This window comes from Mesorhizobium sp. M1088 (genome assembly GCF_040318575.1).
GTDB lineage: Bacteria > Pseudomonadota > Alphaproteobacteria > Rhizobiales > Rhizobiaceae > Mesorhizobium.
In genome coordinates, this window is sequence record NZ_JAMYMO010000004.1 from 31,235 (window position 1) to 51,724 (window position 20,490).

Sequence of the window (20,490 nt, forward strand, 5' to 3'; positions counted from 1 at the left end):
CCGTCCTGGATCTCAGAAAGTAGCTTTGGGACATGAGCTCGCGATTCCGAGGAGGCAAAATGCGGTTGACCGGAGCTTACGATGGGGCCTGAACGTCACCATCATCCATCTGAATGACATCGTTCGGCGGAGCGGCGATGTAGCGAATTCTTTGTGCTCCGGGCGGGGCACAACTGCAGCTCTGAAATTGAGACCGCTCGTTGGACTTGCCCGCGATGAACTGATTTCTGCGGGGATCGCGCGGGCATCGATGCTCGGGAATGTCGTCGTCACGTTATGCGGTACCAACTGGATCTTTTGACCAGACCAGCAGCCGCGACAAGGATGGCCGACGCGTGGATTCGTCGCTCCGACAAGGCGCGGATTACACGGTGGGCTTACACATGCATTAACGTTTGTTGCTGTGTGCTGGCTGCGATGTTCGTTCCATGAAAGTCCCGGTACCATTCGACAAAGCGTTGCACTCCGTCCTCGAGCGTTGTCGCCGGGGCGAAGCCGACAGCGTTACGAAGATCACTCACGTCGGCGCGAGTCTCCAGAACGTCGCCCGGTGGTAGAGGCACTTCCACGCGAATCGCCCGGCAGCCAAGGGCGGTCTCGATGAGCGAAATCAGCCGGTTAATCTCCTCCGGCCGGTCGTTGCCAATATTATAGACGCGGTACGGTGCAGAACTTGTGGCGGGATCTGCGGTAAGAAAATCCCAACCCGGGTCGGGTCGCGGCGGTGCAGCGAGTGCTCGAACCACCCCCTCAGCGACGTCGTCGATATAGGTGAAGTCTCGCCACACGCGGCCGGCATTGGCTACTTCGATTGGTTTCCCCTCGATAATCAAACGCGTGAACATGTAGACTGCCATGTCGGGCCTGCCCCAGGGGCCATAAACGGTGAAGAAGCGCAGTCCGGTCACGGGCAAGCAGAATAAATGACTGTATGAATGCGCCATGAATTCGTTTGAACGCTTGGTTGCGGCGTACAGACTGACAGGATGGTCTGCGCCGTGATGCTCAGAAAACGGTGTGGTTCGATTTGAGCCGTAGACGGAGCTCGACGAAGCGTAGACGAGATGACTAGCGCCGAAGTGCCGGCAGCCCTCAAGGACGTTGAGAAACGCCACTATGTTCGATTGCACATAGCAATGCGGGTCAGCAAGTGAATGACGCACGCCGGCCTGAGCCGCGAGATGGACAAAGTGTGAGGGGCGAAATTCTGAAAACAGCAACTGAACGCGGGCGGCATCCGCCAGATCAATTCGCATCGAAGTGAAGCCCGGCTCGGCACAGAGACGTGCAAACCGCGCTTCCTTGAGTCGTGGATCGTAGTAGGGGGTGAAATTGTCGACGCCGATGACTTCGACACCCAGACGCAAAAGCCGCAAGGCGACGTGAAAACCAATGAAGCCTGCAGCACCGGTGACGACGATCGGTCCTATCGGGGCGAGTTCCTTCACGGCGCGGTCTGACCGGGATCGGGCGGTTTCCATATTTTCCGCAGAAAGAACGGAACCACCGTTTAAATCATGATCCAATTTTTTGCCCCTTCGACGTCACTCGACAGTGTCGAATTGCCTATTCCGAGATCCCGGCCAATTGTGCCGGGATGTTATGTGCCGGGGCGTCGGCGTCGGCACAGGTGAGCAGGCGCCGGCCACGCGCTGCGCAACGTGACCTGCCAAGCTAGGTTGGAACGGCCTCCAGCACCGGTCGACCAAGCCCCGTCGCATGTGGATGCCGCCAACTAGACCCCAACAACTGCGCGGCCCTTACGGCAGGACCGAAATACGCCCAAGAAGGGCCACCAGTTCCGCCTGGCGTTTTGTTTCGGTCTTGGCGAACAGCGAGGCAAGCTGGGAACGGATCGTGGTGCGGCTGAGACGCCAGCTGCGAGCGATCTCCAAAGGTGCGTCGCCCTGGGCCAAGCGCAAGGCGAGGTGCGTTTCTGCGCTCGTCAAGCCAAACATTCTTTGCAGCGTCCGAGGATTTGGCCCCGACCTGTTGTCGCGATCCAGCAGCGCCACAATGCTTGTTCCGTCGGGAGCGATAACGCCGTTCTCGTTCAGTATCACCGGTCGGTCGCCCCTGCTGCGGATCACTACCCAAGACAATGAGCCCGGCAGGAATTGGCCCGGAACATTCGCGATCAGCCGCCTTAGGGCGGCCGTAAGTCCGCTCGCCGTGTCGGCCGCTTCGCCCTGGCGCTCAAGCGTGGTTTGGGCGGCTGCGTTCCACTCGACTACTTTTCTTTCGCGATTCAACACGAGATAGCCACAGCCAATGCGATCAAGCACGCCGGTTATGGATTCCAGACTGCGGCCTTTTGGTTCGCCGAACCTTGCGCCCAATGGATCCGATGCGCGATCGGGAAGGTGACCAGAAGAGGGCCGCGTATTCCGCGCTTCAAAATCATACTTGGTCCTCGTAACAATATACCGATTGTTCGAAGAAGCATCGACTTGTCTATCGATCAGATTCATTTTCTACCCCTAACCCAAAGTTTCACACGCCCGAAATAAGTATTCGGGATTCATGTAGTCTTCTATGTGTAGCTGGATTATAGTCTTCTATGCGCTGACGGATAATACGTTCATCATCACCTTGAAAACTTAATATGATCCGACAGTTCTAAGGCAGCTCTTAGGCCCCGCTGCGTCCGATAAAATGCGCGCTATGATAGCGGTATGGCAATCCGGCAGTGGTACTAAGCTGTACGTTTTTTGCTCTAGTCTCGACGGGCTAGTCAGAAGGTTGTAGTCTGTGTCCATGAGCTCGCAGTCGCGCAGGTCGAATTCGAACCCGTCGGGCAGATTGCTAACTCATATTGCGTCTGCATCGGTGTTAGCTGCCACACTGATATTTGAAATAAAATCGTCAGCCTATATTGGGCAAGGCGCCAGTTTTCTGGAATTTATTCCGGCTATTATTATTATCGCTTATCTCGAAGACCGCGTACCTGCGCTCGCTGCGACCATTCTGATGGTTGCTGTCGGGCTGTGGGCACGAGGACACGATCAGATTTCAAGTGGAGACTGGGCGCGCGCAATCCTGCTTCTGGTTTCGGGTGGCGTGATTGCCATGACCTTCCATCGTCTGCGGCAGGACTTGCGTGAGTTGCTGGAAGTCGCGGAGGCCAGGCTCGCTGCCGTCGAGGCGACCGAAAGCCGCTATCGTTGGGCCTTCGAACGTGCTGCCATGGGATTCGCGAACACCAACAAGAAAGGTGAGTTGCTGCAGTCTAACAGACGCCTTTGTGAGATGACCGGGTACAGGGAGGAGGAGCTTGCCCAATTACAGCTTGATACGCTCGCCCATCCGAACGACCGGGATACCTTGGCGCAATTGCTGGCGAGGCTGGGCAATGACATTTCTTCGTTCGTTTCGGAGGTGCGTCTGTCACGAAAGGACGGTACGGCATTCTGGGCTAGGCTAACGCTTTCTTCGTCCGTGCCCGAGGGTGGCCTCTCGGAGAGCATCTTCGTGGTGGTCGACGATATTTCGGAACGACGCGCTGTTCACGAAGCGCTTCGGGCCCAGAAGGAATGGCTGGACCTCGCTCTGTCTGCTGGACGCTTGGCCACGTGGCGCATAGACCTTAAAGACGGGATAGTCACGGGCTCGGACACGTTCTGGGACATTCTCGGCCTGGCCCAGGCCAATAGCCGCAGTTTGGAGGAGCTGTCAGCTGTCGTTCATCCGGCGGACTGGCCGAAGCTGGCGGCATCGAGAAAGGCCGCACCATCGGTCACGAATTACGATGTCGAGATACGCGTCCGCCGACCGGACGGACATATCCGCTGGATTGCGCTGCGCGGAAGGGAGGAAAGACATGATGATGGTGGACAGCGGCTTGGAGTGGCCGCCGACCTGAGCGAGAGACGACAAACCACGCTGCTGCGCGCCGCGGCAAAGAAGCGGGAGCGCATCATGCTCGAACAGCGTCACAGATTCGGCAACGTTTTCGCGGTGATCACGGCGCTCGTGAAAATGGTCGATACTCCTGGAAACAATGTTGCCAAATACAAGGAAATGCTGATCGACCGGATACGCGCGCTTGAGGCAACCCATCTGCTTCTTTCACGCAACGGCAGCGTATCGGGGACGCTAAACGATCTCGTTGCTCAAGAATTGCAACCATATATGGGAACACGCGCCATATCGGTCGGCGGTCCTTCCGTGACGATGTCGGGAGGCGCCGCCGAGAGTTTTGCGATGATCGTTCACGAGCTTGCCACCAATTCCATGAAGTATGGAGCGCTTGGCGATCCAAAAGGCCGGATCGACGTAAGCTGGACGTTCGCACCTGAAGACACAGGCAGCGAGATCGCGTTCGAGTGGGTGGAATCGGGGCGGCGGCGGACCTCGAGCGTAGTCCGTCATGGCTTCGGTTCCATGATAATCGGAGTGGATGGAGCGCCGCTTGTCGGTCACTCTCCCAGGCTGGAAATATCGGACCAAGGGTTACGGTATTCGCTGCGGCTGTCACGCAAGGAAATCGGATTGTAGTGCAGTGCTCCAATCGGAAAGCAGATATCTAAAGGCGGGTCGCGCTGAGCGGCCTTTGAGATGCGCAGGGTTCCTTCCAAGAATGTCGTCGGCCCAAAGCTGCGCCGCGGCTTTGGGATATGCAGTAAAATGCATGAGGAGTCTTGCGACGCCGTTTGCACGTCCAAAAGGACGCGCGGTGCTCTAGCTGGCATGTCTCGAAAGCCAAGTCTTCAGCATAACGGCAGCCTCGGTCCGATTGCGTACCCCCAATTCACGCAGAACCGCAGCAGCGTGGATTTTCGTGGTCGCCTCCGCGATTTCCAGATCGCGCGCAATTTCCTTGTTTGAATAGCCTTCCGCCATCAGCTTGAGGACTTCCTTTTGCCTCGAAGTCAGCCTGCCAAGGTTGACGCCAGCGGTACGCCTCTGTGGGCCTTTGTCGTCGGAATGGGTATGCGCGTGGGTTGTTTGCGTCGCTCCCGGGCGTGACAGAAGTGCAGGAACATAGATGCGGCCGGAGAGGATTTCATTGACGGCCAAAACAACCTCTTCGTCCGTCTGCGATTTTACGATGTAGCCGTGAAGCCCGATCGACAGAGCTGTGAGTATTTCCGAGCGTGAATCGTTTCCGGAAACGATCGCAAATCGCGTGTCCGGATAGGCAGACAGGATCCCGCCGAGCACTTCTTGATTGAACAGGCCCGGCATATTCAGATCCAGGATCGCAAGATCCACGAACGACTGCTCTGCCAGCAAACTGAGCACCGCGTCGAAACAGGACGCTTCAAAGATCTCCACACCTGGAATGCCTGCGGTCAGTGCCAATCGCAAGCCGCGACGATACAAGCCGTGATCGTCGGCGATGACGATTCGATACATTGAACTACCCCAACGCCTATCTGAATGGATTGAACGGTAATGGCCTGAAAATCGTGGCCATCCACTCGTCGATTCATCCAGCCGACGCTGCGGCACCCCCAACACCGCAAACGCCAGATTTCTAATATAATCTTAAATGACGGGAAACGCTCCTCTTTTTTTGCCCCTTGAGAGCGAAACCCGCCGAACGTCGTCGAACATACGTTCTGACCTTTTGGACAGCTGACAGACCGGCCGGTCGTTCAGCAGTGCTATAGGCCTAAAGATATAGAACAGCAAAACGGCTGAATTGTTACCATTCGAATGCACGACGACATCCACCCTGACGGCCACATACCATCCAGATGCAATGTCCGGATCAGGGGACAGTGGAGTAATCTCACCGGTCTTCTACGGGAAATCTCACCGGTTCTTCTGAGGGGACAAGAACGCGTTTCCCGGGTGCTGACCAGGGCAGGATAGCCGGCCCGTGACGATGGCGTTCAGGCCGAATGAACAAGGGAGGACCAGGATGAAAGCGGTTATTCAATGTGGAGGAATGGGAACACGCCTCCGCCCCTTCACTTCGGTCTTGCCGAAGCCGCTCATGCCGATCGGCGCACGGCCGGTTCTCGAGATGCTTCTGAAATGGTTGCGACGCAACGGCATTCAGGAAGTTTATATTACAACCGGGTATCTCGGCCACTTGATCCGCACCGTGTGTGGAGATGGCTCGCAGTGGAACCTGAAAATTCGATATACGCAGGAGATGGAGCCGCTTGGCACCATCGGGCCACTGTCTTTGATCAGGGATGAACTGACGGAGCCATTCATCGTTCTCAATGGCGATGTCCTTACGGATCTAAGCCTCAGTCGATTTGTAGCAGCGCACCGTAAGCACACCGATCCAGTGACAATCGCAACAGCCTGTCGCCTGATCAAGATGGATTTCGGCGTCATCGACGAAGTCGACAATACCGTGCAGGTCTTTCGCGAGAAGCCGACGCTTTCGCATCTGGTCAGCATGGGAATTTACTGCATGAACCCGGATGTTCTGCAGTTTATCCCATCCGGCATACCCTTTGGGTTCGACGACCTGATGCTGCAGATGATGCAGAATGGCACAACCGTGCACGTGTACAAGCATGAGGGTCTCTGGCTCGATATCGGGCGCGTCGACGATTTTCAGAACGCACAGACCATTTCCTGGGAAGACCAGTCGGCCTCGATCGAGGTCACTGCGACGGCTGCATGATGATGATGAAGTCACGAGCCCGGTTCCCACAGTTATCAGTCTAGGAGGTTGTGATGCTCTTGGTCAGTGCCCCGATCTTGGGTGTGCCGGAGAAGACTGCTTTGACCAGGGTCATCGACAGCGGCTGGCTGACCATGGGGGAGCAGGTACGAGCCTTCGAACAAGCTTTTGCCGACGTTCATGATGCGGAGGATTGCGTCGCGGTCAGTTCTTGCACCGCAGCGCTTCATCTCATTTTGCACGCACTTGGCATCGGACCGGGCGACGAGGTGCTGGTGCCATCCTTGACGTTCGTGGCGACCGCAAATGCGGTCCTCTATGTCGGTGCGACGCCGGTTTTCGTCGACATCGAGTCAGCCGACGTGCCGCTGATGTCGATCGTGGAAGCCGAAGCGAAATGCACGGCCCGCACCAAGGCAATCATTCTCGTTCATTTCGCCGGCTACCTCGCCGATCGGGAACAATGGCAGAGGTTCGCCCGTGCCCGGGGGCTACACATCGTCGAGGACGCCGCGCATGCGCCGGGCTTGAAGGAGGTGGGGACATTTGGTGCCGCGGCCGCCTTCAGCTTCTACGGCAACAAGAACATGACCACGGCGGAAGGCGGGGCTGTGATCGCCAGGGATGCCGGTCTGCTCGAGACAATCCGCCAGGCGCGTGGACATGGGATGACCACCGGGACACGTCAAAGGCTGAACAGCCGCACCCCTCAGTATGATGTCACCATGCTCGGATTCAACTATCGCATGGATGAATTGCGGGCTGCGATCGGACTGGTCCAGCTGCAAAATCTGCAGGAGTGGAATGAGATCAGGCGTATCCTGGTCATGCTGTATCGTCGTCTCATAGCGAAGCATTGCCCAGCCGTGACCATCCCGTTCCACGAGCCGCGGACGTCGGCCTACCACATCATGCCTATCCTTTTGCCACGTTACGCCGACAGGCAAGACGTCATCGACGCACTGCGCGGGCAAGGGATACAAACCACTATCCACTACCCGCCGGTGCACCAGATGACGCTCTATCGTGAGCTCATTCCCGGTACTCACTTACCGCGCACTGAAGATTTCGCCCAGCGCGAACTGACTGTACCGCTGCATCCGCAGATCACCGCACCTTTGGTCGAAACGGTGGTGGTCGCTCTTGCCGCGGCGGTCAATAACTGCGCTCAGACAGGAACAGCCGCATGAATGCCCTGGACCTAGCCATTCACAGGCCTAACGGCTCGAGCGCCGCCCATGGGTCTGCGAGACGAGCAATCGATCTCGTCATTGCTGCAGCCGCGGCGATCGTCTTCGCCCCGCTGATGCTGCTGATTGCCGTGGCGCTGCTGCTGGAAGGCGGTCGGCCCATCTTCTTCACACAGACCCGCGTCGGGGCCGGTGCTCGCCCATTCCGCATGTACAAGTTTCGCAAGTTCAGCGTGCAATGTGACCCCGGTGGCTTGGCTCTGACCATGGCCGATGACAGCCGCATGACGCCGATAGGACGGTTCCTCGCGGTCACCAAGTTCGACGAACTGCCACAGCTTTGGAACGTCTTCAGAGGCGAGATGGCAATCATCGGGCCACGCCCGGAGAGCCTTGCCTTCGCCGATTGTTTTCGCGGGGGCTTCGAAGACATTTTACAATACAAGCCAGGCTTGCTGGGTCCAGCCCAGGTTCTCTTCCGGCATGAAGCCCGTTTCTATCCGCGATCGATGGACCCGCTACTGTTCTATCGCCAGGTTCTGTTTCCTGCCAAAGCCAGGCTCGACCTTTCCTATTATCCGCAGCGCACGATCGGGTCCGATGTTGGGTGGATGGTGCGCGGCTTGCTGGCGGTGCTTGGGGTGGTTTCGCCGTCGCCGATCGGAACTTGAGAGCAGGTGGAACACCCGCACTCTCGTGGATTTGCAAAGTCAGTGCCTCACGTCATAGGGGGAACGCTTGGGTCATGGCATACAAGGGCAGGAAAGTTCTGGTTACCGGTGCCGACGGATTCATCGGGTCGCATCTCACCGAAGCACTCGTCCGTAGCGGCGCGGACGTCACTGCGCTGGCTCTCTACAATTCCTTCGACAGCCACGGCTGGCTGGACGATTTGCCGGACACCATTCGAAGCCAGTTGAACCTCATCCGCGGCGATGTTCGTGACAGCGCCTTCCTTAACCGGATCGTGCGTGGCCAGGCGGTCGTGTTTCATCTCGCCGCACTGATAGCTATCCCATATTCGTACGCCGCGGCCCAGTCCTATGTAGAAACGAACATCCTGGGCACGGTCAACGTCCTCGAAGCGGCGCGCCAATGGGATACGGAGCGTGTGGTGCACACCTCGACAAGCGAGGTTTATGGCACCGCGCTGACAATGCCTATCAGCGAATCGCACCCGTTGCAGGGACAGTCACCATATTCGGCATCCAAGATCGGCGCGGACATGATGGCGGAGTCCTACGCCAGATCGTTCGACATCCCTGTGGTTATCATGCGGCCCTTCAATACGTACGGCCCGCGCCAGAGTGAGCGGGCCATAGTACCGACCATTATACGCCAGGCTCTCGACAAGAAATGCCCGGCGATCATGGTGGGAGACACAAGCCCGATCCGCGATCTTACTTTCGTGGAAGACACCGCGGCGGCGTTTTTGACCGCAGGTTCCGCCGAGCTCGAATTTGGCCATGCCTACAATGCCGGAAGCCAGCGCGCCGTGACGATCTCGGACATATTGGATCTGGTGATCGAGTTGAGTGGCTGCAAGAAACCAATCCACCGGGACGAGCGCCGCCTGCGGCCGCAGAATTCCGAGGTGCGTGCCTTGCTGGCCGATTCTTCGCTCCTCGAAAGCAAGACTGGATGGCGTGCCCAGACCAGCCTGCGCGAAGGCCTGGAGCGGACCATCGGATGGTGGCAAGGGCGCCTCAGCGAAGGCCGGGTGCGACACGAAATGGGCTACATGACATGAGCTTTCGCCCGGGAGGATTGGCTCCGCTGTTGATTGCGGCTGCCTTGTCGTTGGATTTGACCGTGGCAGGCAGTCGGCAAAGCAGCGCGTCGAGACAATTTGTTGCGCCAGTGACGATGGACTTGCCCGATTATCTCCAACCCGCGACCGACCCAGCCTTCGGGACAATTTTCATGCGCATTACCAAGCCTGGGGCCCTTGGGAATGGAGTCGTATGCGAGAAAAAATTCTGCAGCCACCGTTATTCCAGCGCCCAGGCCTGGAATTCGGACCAGACTCTCCTCGTCATCACCAACGGCTGCAATGGCATGTGCTTTTTCGACGGGCAGACCTATGTCCCGCTCTTCCGTCGTGCTCGATCGGCTGAATGCGAATGGCATCCGCAAAATGCCGATCTGATGATCTGCGTTCAGGACCGGAAAATTTCGACCTGGGCGCCGCGGACCAATCGCGAAGACGTCCTGTTCGTTTCGCCGAATTATCGTGATCTTCAGTTCGGGCCGTCCAAAGGCAATCCCAGCCGTGACGGCGATCGCATAGCAGTGCGCGCAATCCGTGGGGATGGCGCGATGGTTGTATTTGCCTATGATCTCAAGCAGCGCCGGAAATTTCCGGACATCGATCTTGCTCAGCTTGCCGGAACCGTCAGCGCCTGCTCGATCTCCCCGCTCGGAGCGAACATCCTGTGCTTTCAGAATGTGAACGAGGACACAGAGCAGCGGGCTATTTTCTCCGTCGACGGGACGTTGCGGCAGAGGTGGACTGACCATCATCGCCCCGGCCATGGCGATATGACGGTGGATAAAGACGGCAGCGAAGTTTTCGTGGGCATCAGCAAGTCCGACCCTGACAAATATCACGTCATCAAAAGGAGGCTGGCCGACGGAAAGGTCACCTCACTTATGAAGTTTGGCGAAGCCGAGCATGCATCCCTGCGGGCATTGGACAGGCGCGGTTGGGTGTTCGTAAGCTATGGCGGCAAGCCGGAAGAGATATCTGCCAATCCCGACTGGGCGCCATATGCGCGAGAGGTGATCGCGCTTCGCCTCGACGGCAGCGGGGAGGTTCGACGCGTCACGCAAACTCACAACGTCCCGTCCGATTACTGGAGCGAGACCCATGCCTCGCCATCCCCCGACGGCTCACAGGTAATCTGGTCGAGCAACTGGGGCGTGCCTGGCGGGCCGGTCTACGAATTCGTCACCCGTCTCGATTGGCCGGAAGAGCCGCGGTCGAACCAGAAGGAGATTGCCGCCAATGGTCCTCGTTGATCGAATGCTTCTTGTCGTGTTCGGTATGCTGGCTGCCATGAATACGGCTGCTGCAGCGGAACCGCGGGTCGCCTATCGACTTTCTGCCGGCGACACCGTCGAGATTGGAATTGCCTCCATCCCGGAGCGAACGCAACGTGCGGTGGTCCAGATGGACGGCACGATCGCGCTTCCCGAAGTCGGGATGGTTTCGGTGGGGGGCTTAACTCCGGCTGAACTGCAAACGCGCATGCAGACGATCTTGCCGACCAAGATATTCCACCAGCGTCTGCCTGATGGGCGGGAGCAAATGATCGTCATCAAGCCGACAGACGTGACCGCCGTGGTTGCGGAGTACAGGCCGATCTATGTGACCGGCGACGTGCTCACTCCCGGACAGCAGGCCTACCGCCCGCTGATGACCGTGCGGCAGGCGATTGCCGTGTCAGGCGGTTTCAGCCTTTTGCGGTCCCGGGCAAACCAGGTTGGCCCGGATCCGGTGGATCTGCGGCGCGATTACGAGTCGCTTTGGGGGGAATATACGAGAGATTATTTTCATAGCACCCGCATCCGCGCCGAACTTCAGGACAAACCGACTTTCGACATGCAGCCACCACAAGGATCTCCCTTGCCGGCAAGTTTTGCGTCGGCGATCGCGCAGGCTGAAGCGGAAGGGCTGAAGCTCTCGTTGGACAACTTCCGGCAAGAGCAGGGCTTTCTCGAAAAAAGTGGCAAGGATGCTGCTGCACAAACCGAGACCCTGCTCAAGCGCGAGCAGGCCGAAGCGGATGGAGTGAAGGCGGACGAAGACGAGCTGGCGCGCGTAAGGAAAGCGTTTGAGTCCGGAAATCTAACCAATACCCGGCTTGCCGATGTCCGGCGCGCTTTGGTTCTTTCTTCCAGCCGGGCACTCGAAACGTCGGTTGAGCTTATGAGAGCACGACGTCAGCAGGACGATTTTACCAGACAGCACGAACGCAATGTCAACCAAAGAAGAATGGGTCTGCTGACTGAGTTGAAGGATACCAACGTGCGTCTTGCCGACGTTGGCGCAAGACTTCGCGCCGCCAGCCAGAAGTTGCAGCCCACGGGAGCGGCCGCTCTGCCATTGCCGGTTGCCGGCGAAACGATCCAGGCCGAGGTCACGATCATTCGCAAGCTCGGCGAAGAATGGCGAAAACAGCTTGCCCAAGAAGACACCGAGGTCATGCCGGGAGACACGATCGAGGTCAGATTCAGCAGCGCTCTCGAAAATGCAGCGACCCGATAGATCGGCTGCGCCCCGATCCAATCGGCCGCCGCACTGTCGGTTGAGTGTGGCAACCGCTTTACTGCCTGAAAGCTCTGGAAAACTGGTCGGTGAGGGGCTTCATCAAGTAGGACCAGACACTGCGCTCGTCGGTTCTTATGTGGACTTCGGCGGGCATGCCCGGTTTGAGGATTTTCTCTCCTGTCAGGCACGTCGCTTCATTCTCGACGTCGATACGCGCCGAAAAAAAGGAAAGCTGGCGTTGCTGATCCTTGATCAGATCCGCTGAGACGCGCTTGACCGAGCCTTCGCAAGCAGGTGTGGTGCCGGCGTCGAACGCTGGAAAGCGGATCGACACCTGCTGTCCGGGATGAATCTCGTCGATACGCGACGGAGGAATGGAAGCGTCGACGACAAGGTTGTCGGAATCGGGCACAATCATCATGAGCACCTCTCCCGCGCCAATCACGCCTCCTACGGTATGGACCGAGGATTCTTGTACTGTGCCCGATTGCGGGGCACGAATGTCTGTCCTGCTGAGTTCGTCTTCGGCCACCACCTTGCGCTCACTGAGCTCGGTCTGCTTGGCTTCCGTTTCGCGAAGTTCGTTGGTCACGTCGCTCCGCATTTGTTCGTCGAGCTGAAGCACCTGCAGGTCCGTTTCACTGATGTGAGCTTGGACCTCTGCTATCGCTGCGACAAGGCGTCCCGATTCGCCGCGAGCCCGGGTCTTGTCCAGGCTGACATTGCTCAACCTCTCCTTGGACACCAACTTCTTTGCGTAGAGAGATTCGACATCCGCAAGGTTCTTGGTCAGCAGATCCAGAGACTCGTCCGTTGCAGACTGCTGCGATTTGAGGCCATCGATCTGACGTTCCAGCTGCTTCGCGCGGCTTTGTAATTGTGCCTTCTGGCCAGCCAGCGCCGCAGCACGGCTTTCAAACAAGGCACGCTCGCCACTGACAAGTGCCGCCACTTGCGGGTCGCCCATTTGAGCGCGAAGGTCGGGCGGGGTCTGCATTTCCGGCAGACCCTGGCGCTCGGCCTCCAGTCGGGCCAGACGAATGGTGGCGCGATTGAGGTCCTCGGTGACTATCTGCAGGTTTGCTCGGGTCAATGTGTTGTCCAGCCTGACCAACACATCGCCGGCCTTCACATGATCGCCGTCCTGAGCGAAGATTCCGCCGATGGTGCCGCCGGTTTGATGCTGGACTTTTTTAATGTTGCTTTCGACCACCACGGTTGCGGGCGCAATCACCGCGCCGGCAATCTTGGTCAATCCCAACCAGAGCCCTCCGCCAAAGATCAACAGCAAGCTGGTTGCCAGGCCCAAGAGCAGATTGGCCCGGATGCCATCCGGCTCTGGCTTCGTCTCCAACGAACGGCCTTCGCCACCGGCTGCGACGTATGACACGGCAACAGCAGAGCGATACCTCGCATATGCCCGGCTGCACCCTTGTGCGGCGGAACGACAATGTGCTGCTAGGCTCCGGACCAGAGTACCCCAGGGTAGATTGGCTCGAATCCCATCCGGCTGCGGCTTCTGCCCGGTCGGCGGGCCTTCGCCGCCAACCGCAGCATATGACGACATGGTCACGTTAGACACTAAGCAATACCTCACGCATGCCCGCTTGCACCGTGCTGCAGCGGAACGACAATGTTTGGCTTGTCCGGGCGCGGGAAGGGCCGGACCACATTTGCCAGAACGTCTTCGCGCGAGCCGAACGAATGGAGCATCCCGTTCGACAGGACGAGTACCTGATCGATGTTGACGAGAGCGGAGGGGCGATGCGCAACGACGATCACGATACCGCCGCGCCGACGCACTGCCAGGATTGCGCCGGCCAAAGCAGCATCACCGTCTGCATCCAGATTGGAATTTGGTTCGTCAAGAACGACGAGGAATGGATCGCCGTAAAGTGCCCTGGCAAGCCCGACGAGCTGCCTCTGCCCAGCCGAAAGGGCCGCGCCGCCTTCTCCGATGCGTGTTTGAAAACCCTGCGGAAGACGCATGATCATCTTGTCCACGCCCGCAGCCTTGGCAGCTGCCAGCACGCCTTTTGCGTCGCTTTTACCGCCGAACCTCGAAATGTTGTCGGCGATCGTCCCGTCGAACAGCTCAACGTCCTGCGGCAGGTAGCCAATATGAATGCCGAGCAGTTCTGAGTTCCACTGATCGAGCGAGGCGCCGTCCAATCTTACCGTGCCACGAAGCGGCTTCCATGCGCCGACCAAAGCGCGCACGAGCGTGGTCTTGCCGGAGCCGCTCGGGCCGACGACCGCCAACCCTGCGCCTCTCGCCAAGCGGAAGCTTACATTGAAGATGGTGGGCTTCTGCAGGCTTGGTGGCGCGACGGTCAATTCCTCGACCGCAAGCTCAGCCTTCGGGCCGGGCAGTTCCATTGGCTCTTGCTGGCTATCAAAAGCATCCAGGGCTGCCGCCAGCTCGGAATAGCTTTTGCGGGTTGCCAGAAACCCTCTCCAGTTTGCGATCGCCACATCGACCGGTGCCAGCGAGCGGCCCAGCAATATGGACGATGCAATGATCACGCCGGGCGAGGCCTCGCCGCCGATCACAAGGTAGGCACCAAGCCCCAGCACACATGATTGCAGGGCCATTCGGAGCGTCTTCGACAGTGAGCTTGCTGCGCCGACGACGTCGGAGAGCCGTTCCTGGTTCTTCAGATAAAGATGACTGACCTCGTTCCAGCGCCGGCTAAGCGGGGCGGAAAGGCCCATCGCCTGAACAACCTCTGCGTTGCGGCGGCCGGAGTCGGCCAGAAGCCGCTGCGCTACGAGTGTCTCAGATGCACGAGCCGCTGGTTTGCGGCCGATGATCTCGGCAACCACCGTCAAAAACACAACGGCACATGCGCCGAGCGTTGCCAGCACGCCAAGCGCGGGGTGCAGCAGATAGATGACCACCATATAAAATGGTATCCAGGGAGCGTCGAACAAGACTGTCGGCCCGAGCCCGGAAAGAAAGCCACGTAGCTGGTCCAGATCACGAAGCGGGTGTACCCGGTTCGCATCCGGCCCGGCGACGAGGGGCAGGGAAAGCGAGGCTGCGAACGCTTTTTGCTGCAGATTTCTATGCAGGCGGCTGCCGATGCGGACCAACAGGCGAAGCCTCACGAAATCGAGGAGCCCATAGGCCGCGTAAAGTCCCAGCATCCCGACTGTAAATCCGATAAGAGTCGGCACGCTCTGCGAAGGCAGCACGCGGTCATAGACCTGGAGCATGTAGACGGAGCCGGTCAAGGCGAGGATATTTATCAATGCCGAGAAAACGCCTACGCCGACGAGGCCGTGCACACAGCCGAACATTGCGGAGCGGAGATCGAGCGAGCGCCCTTTGGTCGACTTCATGATGTGCGCTCGTTGACGCGAAATTGCCGCGCAATCTCGTCGATTCTTTCGATGAGGGACAAACTTTAACCTTCCGGGAAGCAGCAGCCCCGCCCCGCTGCTGAACATTACGAATTGCTTACATACGTGCCTTCTTTGATTAAAATGTAGCAAAATCGTGACGCCAGGCTGAGAATTCGGCAACTGGCTCGCCAAGCTGGGGATAACCGGGTCAGGTAAGGAGATATTCCTAATCATGACACCCGGCAGAAGCTTATGATCATCTTTGTAGCATCAAGGCTTCAAAGCGTCTGGCGACGGATGGGTTTTGATTTTGTCGATCGAGAGTTAAACGGTTTTGAGATACACTTCATCGGTACGTCGGCCACCAACGCCGGCTAAATCGGGGAGGCGAGTGTCGTGAGCGAAGAGATCAATGTTGCCGATGCCTACGGCAGGGGGCGCAGCACCTTCATGGGATTGCAGTTGCTGGTCTCGCCCGGTGCGCTTGTTCCTCGGCCGGAAACGGAACTGCTCGGCAAGGCCGCTCTCGATGTCCTGAGCCAACTGAACCTGCCGGTGCCTCGCGTTGTCGACATGTGCTGTGGGGCGGGCAATCTGGCGTGCGCCATCGCGCACCACGCTCCCACCGCGCGCGTGTGGGCAAGCGATCTTACCGACGGATGCGTGGAGGTCGCGCGCCGCAACGTCACCCATCTTAAAATCGAGGACCGGGTAACGGTGCTTCAGGGCGACTTGTTCAGCGCCTTCTCAGGCTTGGAGCTCGACGGCACGATCGACGTGATCGTTTGCAACCCGCCCTACATTTCGGAAAAACGGCTCGAGGGCGACCGTTCGCATCTGGTCGAGCTCGAGCCGCGTGAAGCATTCGCAGCCGGCCCCTACGGCCTGAGCATCCACATGCGGGTGCTCAAGGAGGCGCCGCGCTATTTGCGGCGCGGAGGCATCCTGCTTTTCGAAGTGGGGCTTGGCCAGGATCGGCAGGTCATGAGTTTGCTCGAGCGTTCCAAGGCCTATGAGAGTATCCGGGCAGTCACCAACCAGGCCGGTGAGGTCAGGGTGGTTGTGGGACATACGAGGGCGCAGGCGTAAGCATCGCAGCCGCGGCAGGTAGACGCGCTGTCGCGGCTAGAAACGGCCGGGAAGTTGAAACAGAGTTGCGCGAGATTTCGGAAATCAGTTTCTCTTGCGTCAGTTTCTCTTGCGCATGACGTATTGCGCAATTCCCTCGATGGAATCGAGATTCTCCGGCAGCAGCTCGCTGTCTTCGACCGTGATGCCGAAGGTCTCCTCGATGAAGCCGATAACCTCGAGCACACCCGTCGAGTCCACGATGCCCTGGTCGAGGAGCGAGGTGTCGCTCTCCAGGCTCTCGGGATCGGCTATATAGAAATTCGAGGCCAGGAAAGCGCGAATTTGTTCGCTGCAGGTATCGGTTCTATCCTTGGTAGATAACATTTATTTCGCCTCCGGTACAAAAGATGAATGCTGATCAACTTCGCCCTGGTACCGACTCATGACAGGGCCGTTTTTTTGAGCTTACCCGTGTCGGTCATCGGCAGACTGGGTACGATGACGATGGACTTCGGAACCATGAAGTTTTCCAGCCGTCTCTGGCACTCTTTCTGCAACTGCTTTTCACCGATCATGCTTCCCTGCTCCATCACGACAAATGCCTTCACTGCTTGCCCGAGCAGTTCGTCCGGAACGCCGATGACCGCGGCTTCCCGTACGCCCGCAATGTTCATCAACACGTTTTCCACCTCCTTCGGCGCTATCTTCTCTCCGCGCGATTTTATGATCTCGTCGCCGCGACCGACGAAGTAGAGGTAGCCCTCGGCGTCCATCCGGCAGTAGTCGCCGGTGTATAGGACCTGCTCACCCGGCAGCAGGCCGGGCTTGAGCTTCCTGGCTGTCGCCTCCGGTTTGCCCCAATAGCCCTTCATCACCGTCGCTCCGCGGATGACGAGCTGACCAACGATGCCGGGGCCGACCCGCCTGTCATGCTCGTCGACAATCCACATTTCCGTATTGGGGATGGCGATCCCGACGCTCGACGGCTTTCGCTCCAGATCCTCCGGCGGCAGGTAGGTGCAGCGCTTGCATTCGGTAAGGCCGTACATCGAATAGATGCGGGCGCCAGAAAACAGTTCCTGCAGCAGGAGAATGTGCTTGAGCGGCAGGGCGGCCGCAGTGTTCGTGACGTAGCGAATACTCGAAAAATCCTGATCCCTAAGAGACCTGAGCTCCCCGAGTGCGGCGAAGATGGTCGGTACGCCGGGAAAACCCGTCACCCTTTCTTGCTTGATCAGCCCAAGGATCTGCGCCGGGAAGGCGAATGAGCGCTCAAGCACCAGCCGGGCGCCCGCGCCGAATGCCATGATCATCTGGTAAAGACCGTAGTCGAAGGCGAGCGGCAGGACATTGAGGATCACCTCGTCTTCGGCAAGCGCCAGGTATGAGGAAATCGAGGCGCACGCGGCGATCATGTTTCGATGCGTCAGCATCACGCCCTTGGGCTCGCCCGTCGAGCCGGACGTATAAATGATCGCAGCGAGATCGATGTCGATGCAGCGGCGCCAGGGCGGCGTGCTGTGGGCTGCCGCGACCGCGGTGTCCCAGCGCACAGCATGCGGCAATTCTTGCAGGTCGCTGTGTTCGATCGGCCCGGAGACGATCATGCGGCGCAACGATGGGCAATTCCGCGCCGGCTCGCTGAAAATCGAGTGCAGGTGTTTGTCGGTGATCAGTGCCGTCGGGCGGCAATCGTTGAGCAGATAATCAAGCTTGTCGCTTTTGGTGAGCGGATTGACGATGCACACCACGGCGTTGGCCTTTAGCACCGCCCAGAACGCAACGACGGCCTCGACAGTGTTGTCGGCGAAGACCACCACGCGATCGCCACGCGCAATTCCGGCATCGGTCAAATGGTGCGCTATGGCGTTCGAACGCATATCGAGATCGCCATAAGTGACGCGTTGATTGCCGCACACCAGGGCCACCTTCTCGCCGAGCCGGCTGGCAGAGTGGGTGAGATAGTCGTGCAGGAGCGGTACGGCGCCATGCATCATGCGAGCACCTCTTCGCGGTGTTCGCGGTCGATATCGATGCTGAGCTTGAGCGTGCGGGCCCCATTTGGACGGCTCGCGATAAATTGCCGATGGAGAAGCTGCGTCGACAGCACTCCGACCAGCGCCATATTGTCGGAGTTGGACAGGTCGCCGCCGCCGGCGCTGGCCTGGCACTTGCTCAAGAGCCGGGTGACCGACTTGGGATCGAAGACGTTCGCTTCGCGCAGCGCCGCCTCCGAAAGTGCTTCGCGAATATAGGCCGGAGCGCCATCTGCGACAAAGCAAAGCGCGTTGGGAGCCCGGTAAGGCTGCTTCTTGCGGGTGACGATTTCCGACGGCACGATCGGTTGCGCTACGCGCTTCAGCACATGCTTTTCATCGAGCACGCGCAGCTTGTAGGCGGCCGGAAGCGAATTCGCGAGTCTCACGAGTTCATGATCGAGGAACGGGAAGCGCCCCTCGACGGAATGAGCCATCAGCATTCTGTCCCCTTGTGAGGAAAGCAGGTATCCCGACATCAGCGTCTGAATCTCTATGTACTGGTCCTGCGCAAGAGAGCCCCATCGCGAAAACTCCGGCGGCAGGCGGGCAAGCAGTTCGGACACGGCGTTGCGGCGCTCCGTTTGGGCGCGTATGTCTGCCGAAAACAGCCGCTTGATGGCGCTTGTGGTACGCCAGCGCGTGCCATGCGCAAAACCTGGCGCGTCACAGGCGTGAATGTCGCGCCCGAAGAACTGGCGTGCCATTGCCTGCTGCTGCACCGGCGAGCGGCTGAGATAGGGATAGAGGCGCTCCAGCAGCCGCGAGCGTCGCGTCGAGGCGGGCTGGCGTCCCCAGAAGCGGCGGACCTTGCCCTCGCGGAACAAATCGTAGCCGGCGAACATTTCGTCGGCCCCTTCGCCGGTAAGCACGACCTTGATGCCGTGCTGGCGCACCAGTCTCGAGAGCAGGAACAGCGGCGCCGGCGCGGTCCTGAGGATTGGCCGCTCGGTGTGGTAGATCACCTCAGGGAAGATGCCAGCGATATCGCTGCGCGAAACAACCACCTCATGATGGTCACTGCCGGCCACGCCGGCAACCAAGCGCTGGAAATGCGTCTCATCATACTCGGCGTCGGCAAAACGCAGCGAGAAAGTCTGGAAGCGCTCGCCCGCGAAGCGTCTCCCCAGCGTGGCGACCAGCGAGCTGTCGAGCCCGCCGGACAAATAGCAGCCGACCGGCACGTCGGCGCGTACTATCCTGAGCGCCGTCGCGGCTTCCAGGGCGCTGCGCACTTCCTCCACCGCGTCATCAAGCGAGCCGGTGAATTCATCATCGCCGGGTCCGTCAACCTCTGGATAGTCAGGCTTCCAAAAAGCCCGCTCCCGGACGACGCCGCTGTCATAAATGCGGACATGCCCCGGCGTGAGTTCGCTTACTCCTCCAAACACGCCTTGTGGCGGCGCGACAGTCCAGAGTGTGAAAGTCTGATCGATGCCGGCTGGATCGAAGGCGCGGGGTATATCCGCATCGGCCGCGAAAATGGCCTTCACCTCGCTGGCGAAGTAAAGCCGCCCGCCATGCTCGCAAAAGTGCAGCGGGCAGATGCCGAACCGATCCCGAGACAAGACGAGACGACCTGCCACGGAGTCCCAGATGGCGACTGCCCACTGCCCATTCATTCGCTCGAAGGCGGCCTCGCCCCAGGCATGATAGGCATGGACGATGACCTCGGTGTCGCTGCGTGTGCGGAAGCGATAACCGAGCGCGACCAGATCTTGTCGCAGCTCGACGTAATTGAAGATTTCGCCGTTGAAGACGATCCACATCGTGTCGCCCGCGCCGGCGAGTGGCTGCTGGCCGCTTGCGAGATCGATGACGGACAGGCGGGCATGCGCCAATCCCGCACGTCTGTCCCGGTAAAGGCCGCGCTCGTCCGGGCCGCGATGCGCCAGCGCGCCCGCCATACGTATCAGCGCATCCCGGGAAGGGGGCGCCGCTGCGGCGCTCAGCGACACAATTCCGGCGATGCCGCACATC

16 protein-coding genes are annotated in these 20,490 nt (G+C 59.0%); 8 read left to right on the forward strand and 8 right to left on the reverse strand.

Annotated elements, in window-relative coordinates; translation table 11 throughout:
• Positions 1 to 377: 377 nt before the first annotated feature.
• Complete coding sequence (locus NKH49_RS06650) at positions 378 to 1,481, reverse strand: NAD-dependent epimerase/dehydratase family protein (protein WP_352821435.1); 1,104 nt, start codon at positions 1,479 to 1,481, stop codon at positions 378 to 380.
• Between the two features lie 279 nt (positions 1,482 to 1,760).
• Positions 1,761 to 2,471: a helix-turn-helix transcriptional regulator gene (locus NKH49_RS06655; RefSeq protein WP_352472466.1), complete on the reverse strand. Its 711-nt coding sequence runs from the start codon at positions 2,469 to 2,471 to the stop codon at positions 1,761 to 1,763.
• Positions 2,472 to 2,757: 286 nt separating this feature from the next.
• Here NKH49_RS06655 and NKH49_RS06660 point away from each other — a divergent pair, with 286 nt between their 5' ends.
• A complete protein-coding gene (locus NKH49_RS06660; protein WP_352925636.1) occupies positions 2,758 to 4,497 on the forward strand; it encodes a PAS domain S-box protein in 1,740 nt (579 codons plus the stop codon).
• A 183-nt stretch (positions 4,498 to 4,680) separates the two neighbouring features.
• On the opposite strand, the gene NKH49_RS06665 is transcribed toward NKH49_RS06660, so the two are convergent.
• On the reverse strand, positions 4,681 to 5,358 hold the full coding sequence (locus NKH49_RS06665; RefSeq protein ID WP_023675618.1) for a LuxR C-terminal-related transcriptional regulator: 678 nt from the start codon (positions 5,356 to 5,358) through the stop codon (positions 4,681 to 4,683).
• 511 nt (positions 5,359 to 5,869) lie between these two features.
• Here NKH49_RS06665 and NKH49_RS06670 point away from each other — a divergent pair.
• The 6 genes from NKH49_RS06670 to NKH49_RS06695 all read left to right on the forward strand — a co-directional run bounded on the left by NKH49_RS06670 (position 5,870) and on the right by NKH49_RS06695 (position 12,052).
• Positions 5,870 to 6,592, forward strand: coding sequence for a nucleotidyltransferase family protein (locus NKH49_RS06670; protein WP_023675619.1), 723 nt, complete (start codon positions 5,870 to 5,872; stop codon positions 6,590 to 6,592).
• 53 nt (positions 6,593 to 6,645) lie between these two features.
• A complete protein-coding gene (locus NKH49_RS06675; protein ID WP_352472522.1) occupies positions 6,646 to 7,782 on the forward strand; it encodes a DegT/DnrJ/EryC1/StrS family aminotransferase in 1,137 nt (378 codons plus the stop codon).
• Positions 7,779 to 8,453 (forward strand): sugar transferase, encoded by a 675-nt coding sequence (locus NKH49_RS06680; RefSeq protein ID WP_352501384.1) that lies wholly within the window; start codon positions 7,779 to 7,781, stop codon positions 8,451 to 8,453. Before NKH49_RS06675 ends, NKH49_RS06680 begins: the two co-directional genes overlap by 4 nt.
• 74 nt (positions 8,454 to 8,527) lie before the next feature.
• The gene (locus tag NKH49_RS06685) at positions 8,528 to 9,532 is read left to right on the forward strand and encodes an SDR family NAD(P)-dependent oxidoreductase (RefSeq protein ID WP_352472469.1); all 1,005 of its coding nucleotides are present in this window, start codon (positions 8,528 to 8,530) and stop codon (positions 9,530 to 9,532) included.
• Positions 9,529 to 10,803, forward strand: coding sequence for a hypothetical protein (locus NKH49_RS06690; protein WP_352501383.1), 1,275 nt, complete (start codon positions 9,529 to 9,531; stop codon positions 10,801 to 10,803). The genes NKH49_RS06685 and NKH49_RS06690 overlap by 4 nt, the downstream gene beginning before the upstream one ends.
• Entirely contained in the window at positions 10,790 to 12,052 is a 1,263-nt protein-coding gene (locus tag NKH49_RS06695) for a polysaccharide biosynthesis/export family protein (RefSeq protein ID WP_352925638.1), read from the forward strand. Before NKH49_RS06690 ends, NKH49_RS06695 begins: the two co-directional genes overlap by 14 nt.
• 58 nt (positions 12,053 to 12,110) lie before the next feature.
• On the opposite strand, the gene NKH49_RS06700 is transcribed toward NKH49_RS06695, so the two are convergent.
• On the reverse strand, positions 12,111 to 13,409 hold the full coding sequence (locus NKH49_RS06700) for an HlyD family type I secretion periplasmic adaptor subunit (protein WP_352472472.1): 1,299 nt from the start codon (positions 13,407 to 13,409) through the stop codon (positions 12,111 to 12,113).
• A gap of 239 nt (positions 13,410 to 13,648) precedes the next feature.
• Positions 13,649 to 15,400 carry a type I secretion system permease/ATPase gene (locus tag NKH49_RS06705; protein ID WP_352472473.1) on the reverse strand — a complete coding sequence of 584 codons (1,752 nt, stop codon included), beginning with the start codon at positions 15,398 to 15,400 and terminating at the stop codon, positions 13,649 to 13,651.
• Between the two features lie 399 nt (positions 15,401 to 15,799).
• On the opposite strand from NKH49_RS06705, the gene NKH49_RS06710 reads away from it, so the two are divergent.
• A complete protein-coding gene (locus tag NKH49_RS06710) occupies positions 15,800 to 16,492 on the forward strand; it encodes a N5-glutamine methyltransferase family protein (protein WP_352472474.1) in 693 nt (230 codons plus the stop codon).
• A gap of 99 nt (positions 16,493 to 16,591) precedes the next feature.
• On the opposite strand, the gene NKH49_RS06715 is transcribed toward NKH49_RS06710, so the two are convergent.
• Genes NKH49_RS06715 through asnB form a run of 3 tightly spaced genes read right to left on the reverse strand, consistent with a single transcriptional unit; the run spans position 16,592 to position 20,489 of the window.
• Positions 16,592 to 16,858, reverse strand: a complete 267-nt coding sequence (locus tag NKH49_RS06715) for an acyl carrier protein (protein WP_023675628.1) — start codon at positions 16,856 to 16,858, stop codon at positions 16,592 to 16,594.
• Between the two features lie 56 nt (positions 16,859 to 16,914).
• Positions 16,915 to 18,471 carry a class I adenylate-forming enzyme family protein gene (locus tag NKH49_RS06720; protein WP_352501381.1) on the reverse strand — a complete coding sequence of 519 codons (1,557 nt, stop codon included), beginning with the start codon at positions 18,469 to 18,471 and terminating at the stop codon, positions 16,915 to 16,917.
• Complete coding sequence (gene asnB / locus NKH49_RS06725) at positions 18,468 to 20,489, reverse strand: asparagine synthase (glutamine-hydrolyzing) (protein WP_352501380.1); 2,022 nt, start codon at positions 20,487 to 20,489, stop codon at positions 18,468 to 18,470. Before asnB ends, NKH49_RS06720 begins: the two co-directional genes overlap by 4 nt.
• Position 20,490 lies beyond the last annotated feature (1 nt).